Source organism: Sphingomonas sp. TF3 (assembly GCF_003985085.1).
Taxonomy (GTDB): domain Bacteria; phylum Pseudomonadota; class Alphaproteobacteria; order Sphingomonadales; family Sphingomonadaceae; genus Sphingomonas.
Genome location: NZ_RWKS01000016.1, coordinates 1 through 19,761, shown reverse-complemented (window position 1 = coordinate 19,761; position 19,761 = coordinate 1). Strand labels below are relative to the sequence as shown.

Sequence of the window (19,761 nt, the reverse complement as noted above, 5' to 3'; positions counted from 1 at the left end):
TCCCCGCGTGCGGGGAGAGGGTGCCGAGCGAAGCGAAGGCGGGAGAGGGGCAGTGATCGACGGCCCGTTCCCAATACTGCCCCTCTCCCCGACCCTCTCCCCGCCAGCGGGGAGAGGGAGAAGAAGAAAAAACACCCATGACCACCACCTCCACCGCCCAGTTCGTCAACATCGGCGAGCGCACCAACGTTACCGGCTCCGCCCGCTTCAAGAAGCTCATCATGGCGGGGGATTATCCGGCGGCGGTGGAAGTCGCGCGGCAGCAGGTCGAGAGTGGCGCGCAGGTGCTCGACATCAACATGGATGAGGGTCTGCTCGACGCCGAATATGCGATGGTCACCTTCCTCAAGCTGATCGCCGCCGAGCCCGACATTGCGCGCATCCCGTTCATGGTCGACAGCTCGAAATGGTCGGTGATCGAGGCCGGGCTGAAGTGCGTCAGCGGCAAGCCGATCGTCAATTCGATCAGCATGAAGGAAGGGGAAGAGCAGTTCCTCGCCCAGGCCAAGAAGGTCATGCAATACGGTGCCGCCGTCGTCGTCATGGCGTTCGACACCGTCGGCCAGGCCGATACGCGCGCGCGCAAGCTCGAAATTTGCGCGCGGGCCTATGATTTGCTGATGGGCATCGGCTTTCCGCCGGAGGACATCATCTTCGATCCCAACATCTTCGCGGTGGCGACGGGGATTGAGGAGCATAACAATTACGCGGTCGACTTCATCGAGGCGTGTCGCGACATCAAGGCGCGCTGCCCGCACGCGCATATCTCGGGTGGCCTCTCCAACCTGTCGTTCAGCTTCCGCGGCAATGAGCCGGTGCGCCGCGCGATGCATTCGGTGTTCCTTTATTACGCCATCCCCGCCGGGCTCGACATGGCGATCGTCAATGCCGGGCAGCTCGACATTTACGACGCGATCGACCCCAAGTTGCGCACCGCGTGCGAGGATGTGATCCTCAACCGCGACGAGGGCGCGACCGAGCGGCTGATCGCGATGGCGGAAAGCTTCAAGGGCACCGATGCGGTGGCCGAGAAAGCGGCGGCGGAGTGGCGCGGCCTGCCGGTCAACAAGCGGCTCGAATATGCGCTGGTCAAGGGCATCGACTTGCATGTGGTCGAGGATACCGAGGAAGCCCGCCAGGGCTTCGCGCGTCCGATCGAGGTGATCGAAGGGCCGCTGATGGACGGGATGAACGTCGTCGGCGACCTGTTCGGATCGGGCAAGATGTTCCTGCCGCAAGTGGTGAAAAGCGCGCGCGTGATGAAGAAGGCGGTGGCGCATCTGCTGCCCTTCATCGAGGCGGCGAAGGAGCCAGGCGCGCGCGGCAAGGGCAAGATCATCATGGCGACCGTGAAGGGCGACGTGCATGACATCGGCAAGAACATCGTTGGCGTGGTGTTGCAGTGCAACGGTTTCGACGTGGTCGACATGGGGGTGATGGTGCCCTGGTCGGACATCCTCAAGGCCGCGAACGAGAATGACGCCGACATGATTGGCCTGTCGGGGCTGATCACGCCGTCGCTCGACGAGATGGTGACGGTGGCCGAGGAAATGCAGCGCGCTGGCATGACGATGCCGCTGCTGATCGGCGGGGCGACCACTTCCAAGGTGCACACCGCGCTGCGCATTGCGCCTGCCTATAAGGGGCCCGTGGTGCATGTGCTCGACGCGAGCCGTGCGGTTGGCGTCGCCTCGACGTTGGTCAGCGACACGATCCGCGACGAATTCGTGCAGAAGACCTCGGACGAATATGAAGCGGTCCGCATCGCGCGCGCCAATAAGGGGCAGAGCGAGCTGATCCCGATCGAGACCGCGCGCGCCAATGGCTTTGTCGCGGACATGACGTTGAAGCCGGGCGCACCCAAGCAGCCCGGCGTGCATGTGTTCGAGGATTGGGACCTCGCCGACCTGCGCGAGCTGATCGACTGGACGCCATTCTTCCGCGCCTGGGAATTGGCGGGGAATTACCCGGCGATCCTTGATGACGAAATCGTCGGGGAAAGCGCGCGCAACCTGTTTGCGGATGCGCAGAAGATGCTCGACCAGATCATTGCGGAGAAGTGGCTGACGGCGAAGGGCGTGGCGGGGCTGTGGCCGTGCCGGCGGGAAGGGGATGATGTTATTGTGTTCCCCTCCCGCTTGCGGGAGGGGCTAGGGGAGGGGCTGTCCGCGAACGGTCCGTCCGATGGCACACCAGCCCCTCCCCCAACCCCTCCCGCAAGCGGGAGGGGAGAAGCTGTGCGCATGCCCTTCCTCCGCCAGCAGATCGCCAAGCGCGAGGGGCGGGCCAATATGTGCCTGGCCGATTTCATCGATTTCGATGGCGATTGGATCGGCGGCTTCGCGGTCACCGCCGGGCACGGCATCGAGGCGCATCTCGCGCGCTTCAAGGCCGACAATGACGATTATTCGGACATCCTGCTGAAGGCACTGGCCGACCGCCTGGCCGAGGCCTTTGCAGAGCGGATGCACCAGCATGTCCGCACCACCTTGTGGGGCTATGCCGAGGGCGAGCAACTCACCAACGAAGCGCTGATCCGTGAGCAGTATCGCGGCATCCGCCCGGCACCGGGCTATCCGGCTTGCCCCGATCATAGCGAAAAGCCGATGCTGTTCGAGCTGCTTGGCGCGACCGAGGCGACCGGTATCACGCTGACCGACAGCTTCGCGATGCTGCCGACGGCGGCGGTGTCGGGCTTCTATTTCGGGCACCCGCAAGCCGAATATTTCGGCGTGGCGCGCGTCGGGCCCGACCAGTTGGAGGAGTATGCCGAGCGGCGCGGGGTTGACCTCGCCACCGCAACGCGCTGGCTGCGGCCGAATCTGGATTGATCTAGCCGCGCCGTGGCGTTGCGATCACATGCAGGCCCGTCAGCGAATGGGTGGTCGTCTTCAGGCTGATCACTGGCTCGGGCGCGGCGGGCGTGAAGCGGAAGTGGCGCAGCAACACCGCCATCATCACGGCGATCTCGGTCTGCGCGAAGGCGGCGGCGATGCACAGGCGTGGCCCGGCGCCGAAGGGCAAGAATGCGCCGCGATCATAGGCGGCACCGGGCGCGAAGCGGTCGGGATCGAACGCATCGGGGCGATCCCACAGCTGGCGATGGCGATGGATCGCGAACACCGGCAGGATTACGACTTGCCCGGGATGGAGCCGGTGGCCCTGTAATTCGCTGGGCCGTAGCGCCGCGCGCACCAGAATGGGGCCGGGCGGATAGAGACGCAGCGTTTCCTGCACGACCTGGCGGCCGATCGGCAGGGTCGGGTCCGTCGCATCGGCCGCGAGCGCTTCGCGATACACCGCTTCCTGCCACTCCGGGTAGAGCGCCAGCAGATACAGGCCCCAAGCCGCTGCCTGCGCGGTCGTCTCCAGCCCGGCGGGGAGGAAGCCTAGCAGATTGTCGGCGAGCGGCCCGGCACCGCGCATCAGCGCTGCAATATCCTGCACGCGATCGGGCGGCGTGGCGCGCGCAGCGGCGAGGCGCGCGGCCACCGCACGCAAGCGTTGCTCAGGGCCCCCGCGTCCCATGCCGCGGAGCCGGTCAATCCACGCATCCGGGACCGGCAGCAGATCGAGCAAGCCGAAATGCGCCGCGGCACGGATGAAGGGCGGGACATCCGCTGCGATCGCATCCAGATCGGCATCGTCCAGCCCGGTTAGCAAGGTGCTCATCACGATTTCCGTGACGATCCGCGCCAAGGCGACCGACACGTCGATCGGCGCTTCGGTCGACCAGGACCTCGCAGCTCGTTCGGCCGCTGCGGCCATTGCGGGGACGGCGGACTGCACCGCCGCCGGTTTGAACGCGGGCGCTGCGGCCTGGCGTTGGCGCGCCCAGGATTCCCCCTCGGCGGCGGCGAGACCCTTTCCCCAGGCGCGGCGCATCAGCAGACGCAACTGTCGATTGCGCCCGAATGCGCCGTCCTTGTCGAGCAACACCTGCCGCACCGCATCCGGGTGCGACACCACGACGGGCGAGCGCGGCCCCGGTAGTTTCAGCGACCAGTCGGAATAGATTGCGTCGGAGATGACCGAGGCCGGATCGGACAGCGCGCGGGTGAGCATCGCATAAGCCGAGGGCGGCCCGGCGGGCGAGACATAGCGTGGTGGCAACGCTTGGGTGGTCTCGGTCAGCATGCTGTTCCCCCCGAATCGCAGTCTCCATAGGCGTCGAGGTGGTCTTTGAAAAGCGCGCCGCGCTCGCTGGTTAACCCTCAATATACCTTCCCCTGCGGCGGGCGGGCGGGCATCCCACCCCGCAAAGGAGCCCTGACTCATGCGCCGCATTCTTCCGCTGCTCGCCTTTGCCTTCGTCACCCCCGCCGCCGCGCAGCAGGCGCGCGCGCCGTTTACCATTGCCGAGACGGGGCAAGGCTTCCAGACGATCGACGAGGCGGTGCAATCGGTGCGGATGGGGACGGCTACGATCCTGATCGCGCCGGGGGTCTATCACCAATGCACCGTGCAGGCGGGCGGGCATATCACCTTCAAGGCGGTGACGCCGGGCACCGCGATCTTCGAGGGCACGACCTGCGAGGGCAAGGCAGCGTTCGTGCTGCGCGGGCAGGGCTCGACCGTCGATGGCATCGTGTTCCGCAAGATGCGCGTCGCCGATGGCAATGGCGCGGGCATCCGCACCGAAATGGGCGATCTGGTGGTGCGCAACGCGATGTTCCTCGACAGCCAGGAAGGCATTCTCGGCGGGGAGCCGGTCGCGCAGAAGATCTCGATCGACCATTCGACCTTTGCCGGGCTCGGCCAGTGTGATGAGAGCCCGAGCTGTTCGCACAGCATCTATCTGGCCAATCGCGGATCGGTGGTGGTGACGAATTCGCGCTTCGAGCGCGGCACCGGCGGGCATTACGTCAAATTGCGCGTGCCCAAGGTGACCATCGCCGACAACAGCTTCGACGATACGCAGGGCCGCAAGACCAATTACATGATCGACCTGCCCGAGGGCGCGACCGGGCTGATCACCCGCAACACCTTCGTCCAGGGGCCGAATAAGGAAAACCATTCGGGGATGATCGTGGTGTCGGCCGAGGCCAAGACCTACCCCTCGGCGGGGCTGCGCGTGGAGGGCAATGATGCGAGCCTTGCGCCCAACGCCCCGACCAACCCCGCCTTCGTCGCCAATATGAGCGGCGAGCAACTGGCAGTGGGGGCGAACCGGCTGGGCGCGGGGATCCGCCTGTACGAGGTGCGCTAACGCCAGACTGGGTGCGACGTGAGGGTTGGCGCGTACATATTGACGTAGTGCGCCATGCGCGGGCGGTCGCTCGCATTGGGGCTGGCACCGTGCGGCAAATCCTGTCGCCAGATGATCAAATCGCCCGCAGCAGCGGGGATGGTGATTGCTTCCGCGCCAATATCGACCAGACGCGGATCGGCGTCGCCCAGTGCATCGAGCCAGTCGGGAAAGCGGTGGTGGAAGCCGGGGACGAGCTGTAGCGCGCCCTGATCGGCGCGCGTGTCGGTCAAATAGAGAATGCCCTGCGTCGCGAACGGGATCGGCTGGGCGAGGCTGACGTCCCAGTGCAGATGCGGGCCGGGAAAGGTGTAGCCTGGGCGCTCGGGTGGGTTGAAGCTCATCCGGTCGACCGTCATCCACAGATCGGCCGTGCCCCAGAGCTGAGCGAAGGCCTTATGCACGCGCGGCGCGGTGCGCGCGACGTCGAGGGCGGGATGCTGGAAATATTGCACCATGATGCCGTTCGTGCGGGGAGCATACCAGCTCGTCGGATCATCGGGCGTTCCCCCGACTTGCTGCCATAACAGTGCTTCGCACGCCTTGGCCTCGTCCGGGGACAGCGCGCCGCGCAGAATCACGAAGCCGAGTGCGTCCCACTGCGCAAGGTCGTCCGCATCCAGCACATCCGGAGCTGCCTCGACTCTGGCGAGGCGCTCCGCCGTCGCGTGGGGCGGCGGAGCGTTATCGAGCCAGGCGTGATAACGCTCCACCCGATCGGCATCGGGCGGCCCCGCGGTTGCGAGTACCCATGCCTGAAAGGTCGCGTAATCGGGCTGGTGGCCAAGGTAGACCGAGGTCTGTTCGACGCCAAGGCCAAGCACGTCGAGCAAGATCCGCGCTTGTATCCGGGAAAGGCTCCTCGGCGCACGAAAGGTTGCCTCCGCCCAATAGCGATCCAGGTCGCGGATCGTCGCCAGCTCGGCCCCGCTCCTGTCCATCAGCGGCAGGGCACTCCGCCTGCCGCCAGATCGAGGCATTTGCCGTCGATTTTCGGGCCCGTCAGCGTGAGGCCGATCTGGTGCGCGAGCGTCGGCAGGATGTCGACCGTCTCGACGCCTGTCGGCTGTTCGAAACCGGTCATGCCCTTCCGCCAGAACAGGATCGGTACGCGCCGATCATAATCATAGGGGCTGCCATGGGTCGCGACATAGCCTTTGGTCGGATCGGGGATCGGGGTGATAAGCGGTTTGAGGAAGACGATCAATTCGCCCGACCGGCCAACCTTGTACGATGCCCGGGCACGTTCCAGCAGCGTCCATTTTTCGGGCGGTCCCTTGGGGCTTGGCATGGCGAGGATCTGCGCTTGCGTGAAGACCTCGGCGACCTGCGGGTTGGCCTTGTAATAGGCGATCGCGGCGTCCTGCACGGCTTTGCGCTGGGCGGGGGTAATGTCCTGGGCGATATAGACGTCGCCATTGGGTATATCGCCGAACAGCACCGGCTTGGCGATGCCGAGCTTTGCCCCGATTTCCTTGCCAACGACGGCGGGCGCGAGCGCGACGGTGGCGCGGGCCGCGTTGGGCAGTCCGGCGTCGATTTCGCGTTCGGGGATGTCGTTGCCGCCGTGGTCGGCGGTCAGCACGACTTCGTAATCGACGCCGGTCGCATCGAGCACGCTGAAGAACGAGCCGAGGGTCGCGTCAAGCTGCTGGAGCTGGATACACATCTCGGCACCCTCAGTGCCATAAGTGTGGCCGATATAGTCGGTGGCGGACGCTCCGACATCAATGATGTCGGTGGTCGGGCCCTGGCCGAGCTTCATATCCTGCACCAGGCCCGCTGCGAGCGCGACGATCGCACCGTCAAAGGCGGGGGACGCACGGAAGGCACCGGCGCTGCCTGCGGCCCGCTCGAAATGCCCCGCCCCTACGGTTTTGCCTGCACCAACGGGCACTGCGCGGTCGTGTGCCTTGCACACCTCCGGGACCTCCAGCGCGGCCTGTGGCTGGGCGATATTGGCAGCGGTCGCTTCATTGGCGCGGACGACAACTGCGGGAGTGGCGCGACCGGCATAGCTGACAAAAGCCTTGCCGTTCCACCACCACAGCTCGTCGACAGTATGGCCGCCCATCATCACTGCCGCGCGATCCTTGCCCGCGACCGACACGACGCGCACCGCAGGATTGGCCGCCTTCATCCGCTCGCCAAGCGTGGGGACGAGCAAATGCTTGTCGGACACGGTATAATTGGCCGAGGTCGAACCGGGCACCGTCTCGTCTTCGGCGCAATAGACTTGCTTGTCGGCGCGGGCGACCGAAAGGTCGGTCCAGTTATTGGCGATGATGCCGGTATGTTCGGGGCGGAAACCGGTGAGGATCGTCGAATGGCCGGGACAGGTTTCGGTTGCGGCGTGGCTTTGATACCCGCTCGGGAACACGCCACCCTGCTGCAGCCGGGCGAAGCCGCCGGTGAAGGATTTGCGATATTCCCCGAACAGGTCGGCGGAAAATTGGTCGACCGAGATCACGACGATCAGCTTGGGCGGGGCAGCATTGGCGGTCCGTGGTGCTGGCGGTGCGTCCTTGGCCGCGACTGGTGCGCTAAGCAGCGCTATCGACAGGGCAAGACTTGATACGAACCGTTTCATGATAATCTCCGCTATCGACAGGCTTGACCGCGCGCGCTGCTATGGCCTTGGTGCGCGCGAGCTACAAGGATGGTCGATGCGCTGGTTTCATTACGCGATGGTGACGGTGGTGGCGGTGTTGGGGTTGAGCGCGGCGCAAGCCGAGCCCGCAGCCCCCGATGCGGGCTTGGGAGGGCGGCATCTCACGATGACGCTGGTGGCTGAGACCGAGCATCCGGCCGCCGGGTCCAACGTGACGCTCGCTTTGGCCACGGTCCCGCAACCAGGCTGGCACGGCTATTGGGAAAATCCCGGCGACGCGGGCTTCCCTGCCAAATTGGACTGGTCGTTGCCCAAGGGCGTGACCGTCAGCGACCCGAGCTATCCCGTGCCCGGACGGCTCGTGGTGGCCGATTTGATGAACTACGTGTTCGACAAACCCTATGCACCGCTGGTCACGCTCAGCGTGCCTGCAGGACTGGCGCAGGGGACGGCCCTGCCGGTCAAGCTGCATGTCAATTATCTGGTGTGCTCGGCGACGGTGTGCGTCCCCGAGACGGCGGATTTGGCGATTGCACTGACCGTTGGCGACGGGGTGATCTCCGCGCAAGCGCAGGCGCAGTTCGATGCGTGGCACCGCGCCGTTCCGCGGCCGCTCGATGCGAAAAGTGTTTTTCAGATTGCCGGGGGCACCATTCGCATCGCCATCCCGTATCCGGCGGGAGCGGCGGTAGCGAAGGACGCCTATTTTTACCCGATTACGCCCGGGATGATCGACTATGCCAAGCCGCAGAGCGTGGTGCGGGATGGCGACCGGCTGGTGGTGGAAACCAAGGCGGCCGCTGGCGCGGGCGCAGCGTCGCTAAAGGGCGTGTTGCAGATCGGTGCGCAACAGGGGCTATTGGTCACGGCAGCGGCGGGCAACGTTGCATCGGTTGCCTCGACGGCGTCCGCGTCGAGGGACAATGTGTGGCTGGCGACGGCGATTGCCTTTGCCGGGGCAATGTTGGGCGGCTTGATCCTCAACATCATGCCGTGCGTCTTTCCGATCCTGAGCCTCAAGGCGCTGAGCCTGGCGCGGGGTCATCTCGACGAGCGCGCGGCACGGCATGAAGCCTTGGCCTATACCGGCGGCGTGGTTGCAGTCTGCGTTGGTTTGGGCGCGGCGATTCTGGCCTTGCGCGCAGGCGGTACGGCGGTGGGCTGGGCGTTCCAGTTGCAGGATCCGCGCGCGATTGTGCTGCTCCTGCTGCTGACCGTGGCATTGTCGCTCAACTTGGGCGGTTTGTTCGAAATTCCCACCCCAGCGTTCGTCAACCGCAGCGGTGGGGCGGGCGGTGCCTTCGCCACTGGCGCGCTGGCTGCCTTCATTGCGACGCCCTGTACCGGACCCTTTATGGGCGCAGCATTGGGCGCGGCGCTGGTTCTGCCATGGCCGGCCGCTTTGGCGGTGTTCGCCGGGCTTGGGCTTGGGCTTGCCTTGCCGTTTCTCGCGCTCGGTTTCGTGCCTGCGCTGCGCAAGCGCTTGCCCAAGCCGGGGATGTGGATGGAGACCTTCCGGCGCATCTTGTCGGTGCCGATGTGGCTCACCGCCATCGCACTGGCTTGGGTATTGGGCAAAGAGGCCGGGGTCGATGCCCTTGCTCTGGGACTCGTGTTCACGCTGGCTCTCGCGATCGTGTTGTGGGTGGCGGGGCAACGGCAGCGCGCGGGGCTGGGCTTTGGTGTCGTGACGACACTGCTCCTGCTCGGCGTCGCTATCGTGGGTGCCTGGTCTGTCAACGGACGCCATCCGGACCGGGCCGCCACCACTGCGGCGCAGCCGGGGGGTGCGGAGCCGTTTAGCGAGGCCCGGCTGGAGAGCTTGCGCAAGGCCGGGCGGCCTGTTTTCGTTTACTTCACCGCTGACTGGTGCCTCACGTGCAAGGTCAATGAAAAAGCGGCAATCGAAACCGACACTACCCGTGCCGCTTTCGCTGCGCACAATGTTGCGGTGTTAATTGGAGATTGGACCAACGGTGATCCGGTGATGGGGCGCTTTATCGAAGCGCATAACCGGGCGGGCGTGCCGCTATATCTTTATTATGGTCCTGGAACGGGCCAGCCACAGGTGCTGCCGCAAGTTTTGTCCTCTGCTCTGCTTGCCAGTCTACCGACGAAATAGTGCGATATAAAGTACGGCGACCATGGTCGTTTTTTGCCTATCATCCAGCACGATGATTTGCATTACTATATCGCATTTATTGTTTTGTGGATGTGGGGTTGCAGGTGTCGTGCTCAGTTAACTCTTTTTTAACCTTTCCCGCGCATTTTCACCCAACCTTAACGTTCGTTAATGCGGGCGAACGGGGCTTAGGGTTCGTGGTATGACCGAAGGCCTGACATCGATCCATGATGCTGCACCCCTTGCGCGCGAGGTGCTGAGTGCGCTGACCGACCGTTGGCCGAATTCTGCGATGCTGCTGCCGGGCGCACTTCCTCTTGCGTCAGGAGGCGTTACGGATCGCGACTTCGTGCATACCGTTCAATATCTGAACGACCACGGATTTATTTCTTACGATGCCATGGTACTTGGTGCCGATCCAGAGCCGCGGGTGATCGGTGCATTGATCACGCGGCGGGGCCAGCACCTGTTGGGTCTAATCGACAAGGTCAGCTGTTAACGCACCGCCGACGCTTTCCAAAAGTGCAGCGGCAATACGCGAAAGCCGCAGCATCATGTCGAGCTCCATCTGCCCAACCTTGCGGTGTTCGACATCGTATACGCCAAGGTGGCCGATATTGTCGCCCGCCGCGGTCCGGAGCGGGAAGCCGCAATAAAAGAGAAGGCCGACCCGCTCGGCGTCTACCGGGTCGAGCCACCGCTGCGGCGCGTCATTGATCGCAAATGAATTCTCGCCGTCGCCCCGCACGGCACATGCGAGTACGCGCTTGTTTTCGCTGGCGTCGGTGATCATCGCCAAGCTGCAGTCAAGTAACGACACCGCCATGAATGCGATGTCATCAAGTCTCCGTTCGTGGGAAGCGCGCATAGTTTTAATGGGGAGATCTTCCAAAATATTGCACGGATCACATGTTCCGCAGTGTTCATGAAGCAACATGAATTTTGGCACGGTATCGCTAATCCCGAAGACGGGCTTTCCCTCGTCCATGTCGTTGGTAAGCGAGTAACACGAAAAACGGGATTTGGCATCAGAGTCGTTCTACTCAATTTGAACGAACGCTTCGCTGTCAGAAACCAATCGGTATTTGCTGACGCTTTGCCCCCTTGTGCGGCGCAGCAATCCGTCGCAGCATGGAACCCGCGGCGTTTTGGGGGCTTTACCGTTAGATGGGGATGCGGTCAGCGTTTGATGAAATCATGGGGCAGGCTGGGTCGGCCACGCCCCGCGCAGAATTGGCCGCGCTTGGGAACTGGATCGAGAGCACGCCCGATGCGGAATTGCGCAGGCGGCAACAGTCGGCCGAAGCAACCTTTCGACAACTCGGCATTACTTTTGCGGTCTATGGGGATAGCGATGCAAGCGAACGCATCATCCCGTTCGACATCGTGCCGCGAATCTTCCTCGCCAGCGAATGGGCGCGGCTTTCGGATGGGTTGGTGCAGCGCGTTGAGGCGATCAACGCATTCCTGCACGACATTTACGGTGAGCGTCGGATCCTGGCCGAAGGCGTGCTGCCGCCGGATTTGATCTTCGGCAATCCGCAGTTCCGGCCCGAAATTGCCGGTATCCGACCACCGCACGACGTATGGGCGCATATTTGCGGGATCGATCTGGTGCGAACCGGGCCCGACGATTTCTTCGTGCTGGAGGACAATGCGCGCACGCCCTCGGGCGTCAGCTACATGCTGGAAAATCGCGAGGCGATGCTGCGACTGTGTCCCGAATTGTTTCGCGATTTTCGCGTCGCCGCCGTAGATTCCTATCCCGATCGCCTCCTCGAGACGATGAAATCGGTCGCGCCGCAGGGCGTCGCCGCGCCGGTGTGCGTGGTGTTGACGCCGGGACATTATAATTCGGCCTATTACGAACACAGCTTCCTGGCGGACTCGATGGGGGTTGAACTGGTCGAGGCGGCCGATCTCGTGGTCGATGACGATATCGTCTGGATGCGCACGATCGCGGGGCGCGTGAAGGTAGATGTCATCTATCGTCGCATTGACGATGACTATCTCGATCCGTTGGTGTTCCGGCCGGATTCGATGCTGGGGGTGCCGGGGCTGATCGCGGCTTATGCGGCGGGCAATGTCGCGATCTTGAACGCGCCGGGCAATGGCATTGCCGATGATAAGGCGATCTATTCCTACATGCCCGAGATCGTGAAATTCTATTCGGGAGCGGATCCGAAACTCCCCAATGTCGAAACCTGGCGGTGCCGCGAGCCGCAGGCGCTTCGATACGTGCTCGATAATCTGGCGGATGTGGTGGTGAAACTGGTCGATGGTTCGGGAGGCTACGGTATGCTCGTCGGGCCGACGGCCACCAAGGCCGAGATCGAGGCGTTTCGTGCCGCCCTGATGGCAGAGCCGCACCGCTATATCGCGCAGCCAACGCTGGCGCTGTCGACGGTGCCGACGATGACGGAAATCGGCCTTGCGCCGCGCCATGTCGATTTCCGGCCATTCGTGTTGACCGGATCGAAGGGCGTTCAAGTGGTGCCTGGCGGCCTGACCCGGGTTGCGCTGAAGGAAGGATCGTTAGTGGTCAATTCCTCGCAGGGCGGGGGCACGAAAGACAGCTTCGTATTGATGGATGACGGCGTGCAGCCTGCCGAGTTCCTGACCCAATCGCAGGGGCAGGCCGCGTGAGCCCGGCGCGGACGCGCACGTCGGCGAAGGCGGGTGGCCGATGCTGAGCCGTACCGCCTCATCGCTTTATTGGCTGGGTCGCTATGTCGAGCGGACCGATTTCATCGCGCGTCTGGTGGAGGCGACGGTCCGCCTGGACGTCCTGTCTCCGCGTCCGGCGGGGGAGGCGGCCTGGGCGTCGGCGCTGGCAGTGACCGAAACGGACGCCGCCTTTGCCGAAACCGGGCGGTCGATTACCCAAGCGCATGTCGCGCGGTTTCTTACGCTCGATTCCAGCCACCCGGGGTCGATGGTCCGATCGATCGACATGGCCCGCAACAATGCACGCGCGGTCCGCACCGCCCTCACCAAGGAAGCCTGGACCGGGATCAACCGTGCCTGGTTGATTTTCGACCACCGCACCAGTCCGGGTGCGCAGGGGCAGGGCGGGGCGATGGCGACGCTCAACCTCGTCGAGGCGATCAAGGCGGAAACGCGCGGCTTCGAAGGCGCGGTCCATCGTATGTTGCGCAACCAGACGACGTGGTTCATCCGCCTTGGTCAGGCAATTGAGCGCGCGGACAATACCGCCCGCCTGCTCGATGTGAAATATCACATCCTGCTGCCCGAGGGCGAACGCGTCGGTGGCGTGGTTGATCGCGACCAATGGACAACCATCCTGCAGACGGTGTCGGCTGTCACGGCGTATCGCTGGCTCTATTCCGAAGGCCTGCGACCGGCGAACGTCATCGATTTGTTGATCGCCCGGCCCGAACTCCCCCGCAGTCTCGCCGCGTCGGTCGAGGAAGCGGTCGAGATCCTCAATCTGCTTGCCAAGCGCACCGGGCTCCACGGCGAGGCCGACCGCATGGCACGGGCGCGGCAGCAGCGCCTGCAACGGCTGCGCTCGGGCGACGTGATCGCGCAGGGGCTGCACCAGTTTCTGCAAGGCTTCATTGCCGAAAACGACCAATTGCACATGGCGGTCGGCCGCCAGTTCAAGTTCACCTGATGCGGCTGTCGGTCGATCATCGCACGACCTATCGCTTTTCCAGCCCGCAGGCGCGCTTGACGCAGTTGCTCCGCCTGATTCCCGATGGCACGCATGACCAATCCGTCGCGAGCTGGAACCTGCATGTCGATTGCGATGCCCGCCTGCGGCACGGCCGCGACGGCTTCGGCAATCGCACGACGATGCTCTATGTCGAAGGGCCGATCGAAAGCATCGAAATTGCAGTGTCCGGCGAAGTGCTGACCAACCCCTCCAACGGGGTCGTCCATGGCGCGCATGAGCCGTTACCGCCCGCAGTGTTTCTCCGGACCACGCCCCTGACGACGCCTGATGCAGAGATTGTCGCCTTCGCGCGAGCAATTCGGGAGCCAGATCCGGTTGCCCGGCTTCATGCGTTGAACCTTGCCGTCCATCGCCGCTTCGCGCTCGATCGCGGGCGCGCGGTGGCCGGGCGGAGTGCGATTGCAGCCTTTTCGCAAGGGGAGGCCAGTGCTCGCGATATGGCGCAGGTCTTCATCACGGCGGCGCGCACGCTCGACGTCCCGGCCCGCTATGTCTCAGGGTATAGCCCGGCTTGTGTGGTTGGAGCCGGGCGTCCGGCTCCCCACGGCTGGGCGGAGGCGCATGTGGCGGGATTGGGCTGGGTCGCGTTTGACCCATGTACCGGCCTCAGCGCGGACGAAGCCTATGCCCGAGTGGCAGTAGCGCTCGATTCGGCCGGAGCCGCCCCGGTGGCCGGGTCTCGGCTTGGCGAAGGTGAGGAGATGCTGGACGTCGATCTCCACGTCGATCGCAGCGGCCAATAGGATAGCGTCAGCGACCGCCAGGATCAGCGGGCGCTGGCGAGGTGATCCGAGACTGCATGGCGTTCGGCCGGTGGCCGGTAAGTCGCCTCTTCGTCGACCAACAGGGACCAACCACTCGGGCCGAGCGCTTCGATCGGCTGATAGCGGACCTTGTACGCCATGCGCTGCGACCCCTTAACCCAATAGCCAAGGTAGACATAGGGCAAGCCCGCCGCGCGTGCGCGCAGGATGTGGTCCATGATGATGATGGTGCCGAGTCCCGGGCGCTCGGCATGCTCGGGATCGAAGAAGCTGTAGATCATCGAAAGCCCGTCGGCCTGCTGGTCGGTCAGGCACGCACCGATCAGCTTGCCGCGTTCACCATGTATCGATGGCTCGCGATATTCGACGATGAAACTGTTAACGGGCGAATGCTCGACCATGTCGGCATAATCGCCCTCGTCCATATCCGCCATGCCGCCGCCAGGATGCCGGGCGGCGAGATAACGTCGGAGCAACTGATACTGTTCGTCGGTTGCCCATGGGCGGCAGGCGGCGACTTCCAGATCGGCGTTCCGGCGCAGGTGCTTGCGCTGGGTGGCGTTGGGGGCAAAACCGGCGGCCACCACCCGAACCGATACGCAGGCGGAACAGCCCGCGCAGCTCGGTCGATAGGCAACCGATTGACTGCGGCGGAAACCGATGCGGCTCAGCGCATCGTTCAAGTCGCCAGCTTGTTCCCCACGAAGCTCCGTAAAGACCTTCCGTTCCTGCCGGTCGGGCAAATACGGGCACGGCGAAGGGCTGGTGACGAAAAACCTTGGAAAGCGAAATGGCGCTGTCACCGCGTATCGTTCCTTGAACCAGGGAGCGCGCCGTCGCTGTGGCGGCTCGTGGCCCCGTTATGAATCGGATGGAACGTGATGAAAAGCGGCTTTACCAACAATGGTGGTTAACGCGACGCCGAAAACGACGGACCGTGCGCGATCCACCTATAATGCAGTGTTGAGGTCCGTTGCGGAAGGCCGGGGCGTGCGGTTGGTCGCACGCCCGATTCCACTCGTCACGCCAGTTCGACGGTGCTCACTTCATAGCCGCCGACGCGGAGCGCGGCGATCAACCGATCGAGATGCGCACGGTCGCGGGTTTCGCATTCCACATCGGTGATCAACCCCTTGGCCGGCAGCGTGGTGAACACGCGCTGGTGATAGATTTCGATGATATTGACGCGCTCGGCATCGAAAATCCGCGCGACGTTGAACAGTGCGCCGGGCTGGTCCTGCAAGCGGATGCGCAGTCGCGCCAGTCGCCCCGACCGCGCCAGGTCGCGGAGCAGGACGTTGGCCAGCAAACGCGTGTCGATATTGCCGCCGCACAGGACGACGCCGACAGTCTTGCCCGCGAAACGTTCGGGATGCTGCAGCAAGGCGGCAAGGCCTGCGGCTCCGGCACCCTCGACCACGGTCTTTTCGATTTGCAGCAGCAGGCTGACCGCTTGCTCCAGGCTGCGTTCGCTGACCAATACGATGTCATCGACCAAAGCGCGGACCATGTTCGACGTGATCGCGCCCGGTTCCTTGACGGCAATGCCTTCGGCGAGCGTGTCGCCGGCGCACGGCATGTCGGTGCCGTTGATGCGGTTATACATGGAGGGGAACAATTCGGCCTCGACGCCGATGACTTCGATCGGATGGTCGGCCGCCGCCGCGACCACCGCCATGCCCGAAATCAGCCCGCCGCCGCCGATCGGGGTGAGGAAGGTATCGATGCCGGGCACATCTTTGAGCATTTCGATCGCGACGGTGCCCTGGCCTGCGATGACGCGCGCATCGTCGAACGGGTGGACGAAGGTGAGCCCGCGCTCCACCTCCAGCTCGCGCGCATGCGCATAAGCGGCGTCGAAGGTGTCGCCGAATAGCACGACGGTAGCACCGTGCCCTTCGGTCTGCGTCACCTTCACCGTCGGCGTGTTGGTTGGCATCACGATGGTAGCGGGAATGCCGAGCCGGTTGGCATGATAGGCCAGACCCTGCGCGTGATTGCCAGCCGATGCGGCGATCACGCCGCTGGTTCCTGCAGGCAATTGCAGCAGCGTGTTGAGCGCGCCGCGCTCCTTATAGGCGGCGGTAAACTGGAGGTTCTCGAACTTCAGATACACCGTTGCGCCGGTCAGCTCCGACAGCGTCTTGCTGATGAAGGTCGGGGTTCGCACGATCTGGTCGGCAATGCGCGCGTGAGCGGCCTGGACATCGGCCAGAGTGACGGGGAGGGTTTCGGGCGCGGGGCGGGTGTGCGTGGCCATTCTATCTTCCGTTTTCCCTGGACGTGTCCAAGGGCTGATCTGCTTTGCTCCGCGTCACGCGAATGACAGGGCCACACGATGCGCGGCTCGAACGGAGTTGGCAGCGCGCCTAGACCATCTGGCGCGGCGAAGGAACATTGCTTATCGCCGTGTCCATGCAAAGCTCCCCCTTCGCCCGCCGTGCAGCGCTTCTTCTCGCCGCACTTTCGCTGCCGACGACGGCGTTTGCCGACGCGTTGGTCGACAATGTCAACGGCATCACGCTCGACCAAAATGGCAAGGTGGTGCGCTTCACCGGCGTTTTGATTTCGCCCGATGGCAAGGTGGTGAAGCTGCTCGCCGATAATGAGAAGCGCCCGGTCAAGCTGGACTGGCGCGCCGACGAACATGGCAAAGTCCTGCTGCCCGGTTTCATCGACGCGCACGGCCATGTGATGGAGCTGGGTTTTCGCGCGCTTGAGCTGGATCTGTCGGCGGCCAAGTCGCTGGACGAGGCGAAGGCGCGGATTGCGGCCTATGCGGCGGCCAATCCCGACAAAAAGTGGATCATTGGCGGCGGCTGGAACCAGGAAGTGTGGGGTCTCGGTCGCTTCCCGACTGCGGCCGATCTGGATGCCGTGGTCGGCGATCGCCCGGTCTGGCTGTCGCGCGCCGATGGTCACGCCAGTTGGGGCAATAGCGCGGCGCTGAAGGCGGCCGGCATTTCCGCCAAATCGGTATCGCCCCCCGGCGGCCGCATCGAAAAGACCGGCCTGCAGCCCAATGGCGTGTTCGTCGACGCGGCGCAGGCGCTGGTCGAAAAGGTCGTGCCGCAGCCACTGCCCAAGGATCGCGATTTCGCCTTCCTGAAGGCGCAGGACATTTTGCTGAGCTATGGCATCACCGCGACCGCCGATATGGGGACCGGCATGGACGACTGGCTTGCCTATCGTCGTGTCGGTGATGTGGGCAATTTGCGCGTGCGCATCATGAGCTACGCCATGGGCGTGGACACCGCCATCCGTATCGGCGGGGCAGGGCCGACGCCGTGGCTCTATGGCGACAAGCTGCGCATGGGCGGCGTGAAGCTCTATGCCGATGGCGCGCTCGGGTCGCGCGGGGCATGGCTGAAAAAGCCGTATAGCGACGCCCCCGGGCAATCGGGCGCTGGCTTCCTCTCGGACGACGTGCTGCGCAATTACATGAGTCGCGCCGCGCTCGACCATTATCAGGTCGCGGTCCACGCCATTGGTGATCGCGCCAATGCCGAAGTGCTCGATGCGATCGACGACATGGTCGACACCTATAAAGGCGATCGGCGCTGGCGGATCGAACATGCGCAAATCGTCGACCCAGCCGATCTGCCGCGCTTCGGCAAGAACGGCATCGTCGCCTCGATGCAGCCGACGCACCAGACCAGTGATCGCACTATGGCGGAGGCGCGGCTTGGGCCGGATCGGTTGAGCGGTGCCTATGCCTGGGGCTCGATGCTCAAAAATGGCGCGACGCTGGCGTTCGGGTCGGATTATCCGGTCGAAAAGCCCGATCCGTTTGCGGGCTGGGCTGCAGCCTTCACCCGCCAGGACGCCGATGGTCAGCCTTTTGGTGGCTGGCGGCCCGAAGAGCGCGTGACGCGCGAGCAGGCGTGGTGGGCGTTTACGGGCGCGGCGGCCTATGCCGGTTTTGCCGAGGACAAATTCGGGCGGCTGGGCGTCGGGCAGCGCGCCGATTTCATCATCGTCGATCGGGACCCGCTGCTCGCCTCGCCGACCGAACTGCGCGCGACCAAGGTTGAGCAGACCTGGGTCGGCGGTGTGAAGATGTGGGTGCGCCCGTAGCGCAACGCGACCCGCCTGTCGCGCCGTCCCCGCCACCGTCACCGTCACCGCCACCGTCATGCCGGGCCTGTCCCCGCATCCACCGCGCCGCGCTCTCGCTGGCGATCGTAGCGGACACCGGTGGACCCCGGCACAAGGCCGGGGTGACGGGTGGGGCGTAGTGTACGAAGCCGACTGGCCAGGGCGAGCGTGCACACTGCTTCCCGCGTGCCAGCATCGCGCCGAACAGGATCGGCCGCAGGCGAGTCGGGTGCGGAAGTCCACAAAGTCCACGCTACGTCCCCGCTCTTTTGCGCCCCGCGCAAGGGGGCGACAGGTACGGCGGCGCTGTGGCGTGGGCAACGGACGGTGCGTGGCATGCCGCGAGCGTGGCACAATGCGGGGATGTAGGACAGGCTAGGTTGCCCGTGGGGTGATTGTTGCTTCGGCTCTCGAACGGCTGGGTTTGGTGGATTCCAGCCCGACCGCTTTCGGAAAGGCAGGCGGCAATAGCCGACATTGCCAAACTGCCGCCTTTCTCGAAAACGATGGTGTTTGGAGAAAACAAACGGCCGTTCAGACTTAGCCGTGAGGCATGTAAGAGATCAGCCAACAGATGCTGGACAGCGTTGGAGACTTCCTCCAGGCAACGAATAGCCGTCATTGGCGATGAAGCGTGCCGCTTTGCCGGCGCGTTGAACGATCATCCTTAGACAATAGCCGTCAGGATGGAGGCGCTCTACTGCGCCAAATGCCAAAAGATAATCGTTTTCGGGGATTTGAAACATGCCAGGATAGTCACGAAGGACGATGTTATAGTTGGGCCCGCCCCGACCATGACTGATTGATGCGCTCCAGACACGAAGTTCACTTCCATAGGTGACCAGATGATCACCCCGGAAGACAATCGCCTCGCGGATACGAAGCAGGACGCCCAGCGTCATCATCGAGCAGATAGCGGCGGTCAGAATTGAAAATATTACGGTAGTCGTGGCAAGCTTGAAATTGAGCGGCCGCTGACGAAGGCCGCGAACGAGACACAACAAGCCTAGGCCGGTACCAATCACATAGGACCAGCTTTCCAAGCTCTTTGGGAGATAAAGTTCTTGGCCGGTATCAGTGAATATCGCGGTCAGGGACATCATCCCCCACACGCTGATTATTAACATGGGCAGCGCCGACCGGATGAATACCGACGAAGACCCGGCTTCCAGTTCAGCGTTGTGGGTCATGCTGCAAGCATAGCGTGCAACAATGAAG

At 63.9% G+C, this 19,761-nt stretch carries 15 protein-coding genes; 8 read left to right on the top strand and 7 right to left on the bottom strand.

All coding sequences use genetic code 11. The features are described 5' to 3' along the window. The first annotated feature begins 137 nt into the window (after nucleotides 1-137). A complete protein-coding gene (gene metH, locus EJC47_RS14490; protein ID WP_126848668.1) occupies nucleotides 138-2,831 on the top strand; it encodes a methionine synthase in 2,694 nt (897 codons plus the stop codon). Between the two features lies 1 nt (nucleotide 2,832). On the opposite strand, the gene EJC47_RS14485 is transcribed toward metH, so the two are convergent. After that, on the bottom strand, nucleotides 2,833-4,137 hold the full coding sequence (locus EJC47_RS14485) for a cytochrome P450 (protein ID WP_126848667.1): 1,305 nt from the start codon (nucleotides 4,135-4,137) through the stop codon (nucleotides 2,833-2,835). Nucleotides 4,138-4,276: 139 nt separating this feature from the next. Here EJC47_RS14485 and EJC47_RS14480 point away from each other — a divergent pair, with 139 nt between their 5' ends. Then, complete coding sequence (locus EJC47_RS14480) at nucleotides 4,277-5,209, top strand: right-handed parallel beta-helix repeat-containing protein (protein ID WP_126848666.1); 933 nt, start codon at nucleotides 4,277-4,279, stop codon at nucleotides 5,207-5,209. Here EJC47_RS14480 and EJC47_RS14475 read toward each other — a convergent pair. Together EJC47_RS14475 and EJC47_RS14470 are read right to left on the bottom strand one after the other, a co-directional pair. Continuing rightward, nucleotides 5,206-6,189 carry a phytanoyl-CoA dioxygenase family protein gene (locus tag EJC47_RS14475; RefSeq protein ID WP_126848665.1) on the bottom strand — a complete coding sequence of 328 codons (984 nt, stop codon included), beginning with the start codon at nucleotides 6,187-6,189 and terminating at the stop codon, nucleotides 5,206-5,208. The two genes, EJC47_RS14480 and EJC47_RS14475, sit on opposite strands and share 4 nt — an antisense overlap. Beyond that, nucleotides 6,189-7,838 carry an alkaline phosphatase family protein gene (locus EJC47_RS14470; RefSeq protein WP_126848664.1) on the bottom strand — a complete coding sequence of 550 codons (1,650 nt, stop codon included), beginning with the start codon at nucleotides 7,836-7,838 and terminating at the stop codon, nucleotides 6,189-6,191. Before EJC47_RS14470 ends, EJC47_RS14475 begins: the two co-directional genes overlap by 1 nt. 76 nt (nucleotides 7,839-7,914) lie before the next feature. On the opposite strand from EJC47_RS14470, the gene EJC47_RS14465 reads away from it, so the two are divergent. Continuing rightward, the gene (locus EJC47_RS14465; protein ID WP_126848723.1) at nucleotides 7,915-9,981 is read left to right on the top strand and encodes a protein-disulfide reductase DsbD family protein; all 2,067 of its coding nucleotides are present in this window, start codon (nucleotides 7,915-7,917) and stop codon (nucleotides 9,979-9,981) included. Nucleotides 9,982-10,183: 202 nt separating this feature from the next. Beyond that, a complete protein-coding gene (locus tag EJC47_RS14460) occupies nucleotides 10,184-10,480 on the top strand; it encodes a hypothetical protein (RefSeq protein WP_033963969.1) in 297 nt (98 codons plus the stop codon). Here the strand turns inward: EJC47_RS14460 and EJC47_RS14455 are convergent. Then, nucleotides 10,457-10,774 (bottom strand): hypothetical protein, encoded by a 318-nt coding sequence (locus EJC47_RS14455; RefSeq protein WP_126848663.1) that lies wholly within the window; start codon nucleotides 10,772-10,774, stop codon nucleotides 10,457-10,459. The genes EJC47_RS14460 and EJC47_RS14455 overlap by 24 nt on opposite strands. A gap of 374 nt (nucleotides 10,775-11,148) precedes the next feature. On the opposite strand from EJC47_RS14455, the gene EJC47_RS14450 reads away from it, so the two are divergent. Genes EJC47_RS14450 through EJC47_RS14440 form a run of 3 tightly spaced genes read left to right on the top strand, consistent with a single transcriptional unit; the run spans nucleotide 11,149 to nucleotide 14,424 of the window. Beyond that, nucleotides 11,149-12,627, top strand: coding sequence for a circularly permuted type 2 ATP-grasp protein (locus tag EJC47_RS14450; RefSeq protein WP_033963966.1), 1,479 nt, complete (start codon nucleotides 11,149-11,151; stop codon nucleotides 12,625-12,627). A 40-nt stretch (nucleotides 12,628-12,667) separates the two neighbouring features. Then, the gene (locus EJC47_RS14445; protein WP_033963965.1) at nucleotides 12,668-13,618 is read left to right on the top strand and encodes an alpha-E domain-containing protein; all 951 of its coding nucleotides are present in this window, start codon (nucleotides 12,668-12,670) and stop codon (nucleotides 13,616-13,618) included. Next, the gene (locus EJC47_RS14440; RefSeq protein ID WP_033963964.1) at nucleotides 13,618-14,424 is read left to right on the top strand and encodes a transglutaminase family protein; all 807 of its coding nucleotides are present in this window, start codon (nucleotides 13,618-13,620) and stop codon (nucleotides 14,422-14,424) included. Before EJC47_RS14445 ends, EJC47_RS14440 begins: the two co-directional genes overlap by 1 nt. Nucleotides 14,425-14,447: 23 nt before the next feature. Here EJC47_RS14440 and EJC47_RS14435 read toward each other — a convergent pair whose 3' ends face one another. After that, nucleotides 14,448-15,248, bottom strand: coding sequence for an arginyltransferase (locus EJC47_RS14435; RefSeq protein WP_033963963.1), 801 nt, complete (start codon nucleotides 15,246-15,248; stop codon nucleotides 14,448-14,450). A gap of 218 nt (nucleotides 15,249-15,466) precedes the next feature. Continuing rightward, nucleotides 15,467-16,705, bottom strand: coding sequence for a threonine ammonia-lyase (locus tag EJC47_RS14430; protein ID WP_126848662.1), 1,239 nt, complete (start codon nucleotides 16,703-16,705; stop codon nucleotides 15,467-15,469). Between the two features lie 155 nt (nucleotides 16,706-16,860). Between EJC47_RS14430 and EJC47_RS14425 the strand changes: the two genes are divergently transcribed. Then, nucleotides 16,861-18,522, top strand: coding sequence for an amidohydrolase (locus tag EJC47_RS14425; protein ID WP_126848661.1), 1,662 nt, complete (start codon nucleotides 16,861-16,863; stop codon nucleotides 18,520-18,522). A gap of 584 nt (nucleotides 18,523-19,106) precedes the next feature. Here the strand turns inward: EJC47_RS14425 and EJC47_RS14420 are convergent. Next, nucleotides 19,107-19,761, bottom strand: a 655-nt coding sequence (locus tag EJC47_RS14420) for a hypothetical protein (RefSeq protein ID WP_221885177.1), incomplete at its 5' end; no start/stop codon positions are given.

Coding starts and splice junctions, on each gene's coding strand:
- EJC47_RS14455 (WP_126848663.1), bottom strand. CDS start 10,774: ATGATCACCGACGCCAGCGAAAACAAGCGCGTACTCGCATGTGCCGTG.
- EJC47_RS14475 (WP_126848665.1), bottom strand. CDS start 6,189: ATGGACAGGAGCGGGGCCGAGCTGGCGACGATCCGCGACCTGGATCGC.
- EJC47_RS14440 (WP_033963964.1), top strand. CDS start 13,618: ATGCGGCTGTCGGTCGATCATCGCACGACCTATCGCTTTTCCAGCCCG.
- EJC47_RS14430 (WP_126848662.1), bottom strand. CDS start 16,705: ATGGCCACGCACACCCGCCCCGCGCCCGAAACCCTCCCCGTCACTCTG.
- EJC47_RS14470 (WP_126848664.1), bottom strand. CDS start 7,838: ATGAAACGGTTCGTATCAAGTCTTGCCCTGTCGATAGCGCTGCTTAGC.
- EJC47_RS14445 (WP_033963965.1), top strand. CDS start 12,668: ATGCTGAGCCGTACCGCCTCATCGCTTTATTGGCTGGGTCGCTATGTC.
- EJC47_RS14425 (WP_126848661.1), top strand. CDS start 16,861: ATGCAAAGCTCCCCCTTCGCCCGCCGTGCAGCGCTTCTTCTCGCCGCA.
- EJC47_RS14460 (WP_033963969.1), top strand. CDS start 10,184: ATGACCGAAGGCCTGACATCGATCCATGATGCTGCACCCCTTGCGCGC.
- metH (WP_126848668.1), top strand. CDS start 138: ATGACCACCACCTCCACCGCCCAGTTCGTCAACATCGGCGAGCGCACC.
- EJC47_RS14450 (WP_033963966.1), top strand. CDS start 11,149: ATGGGGATGCGGTCAGCGTTTGATGAAATCATGGGGCAGGCTGGGTCG.
- EJC47_RS14485 (WP_126848667.1), bottom strand. CDS start 4,137: ATGCTGACCGAGACCACCCAAGCGTTGCCACCACGCTATGTCTCGCCC.
- EJC47_RS14465 (WP_126848723.1), top strand. CDS start 7,915: ATGCGCTGGTTTCATTACGCGATGGTGACGGTGGTGGCGGTGTTGGGG.
- EJC47_RS14480 (WP_126848666.1), top strand. CDS start 4,277: ATGCGCCGCATTCTTCCGCTGCTCGCCTTTGCCTTCGTCACCCCCGCC.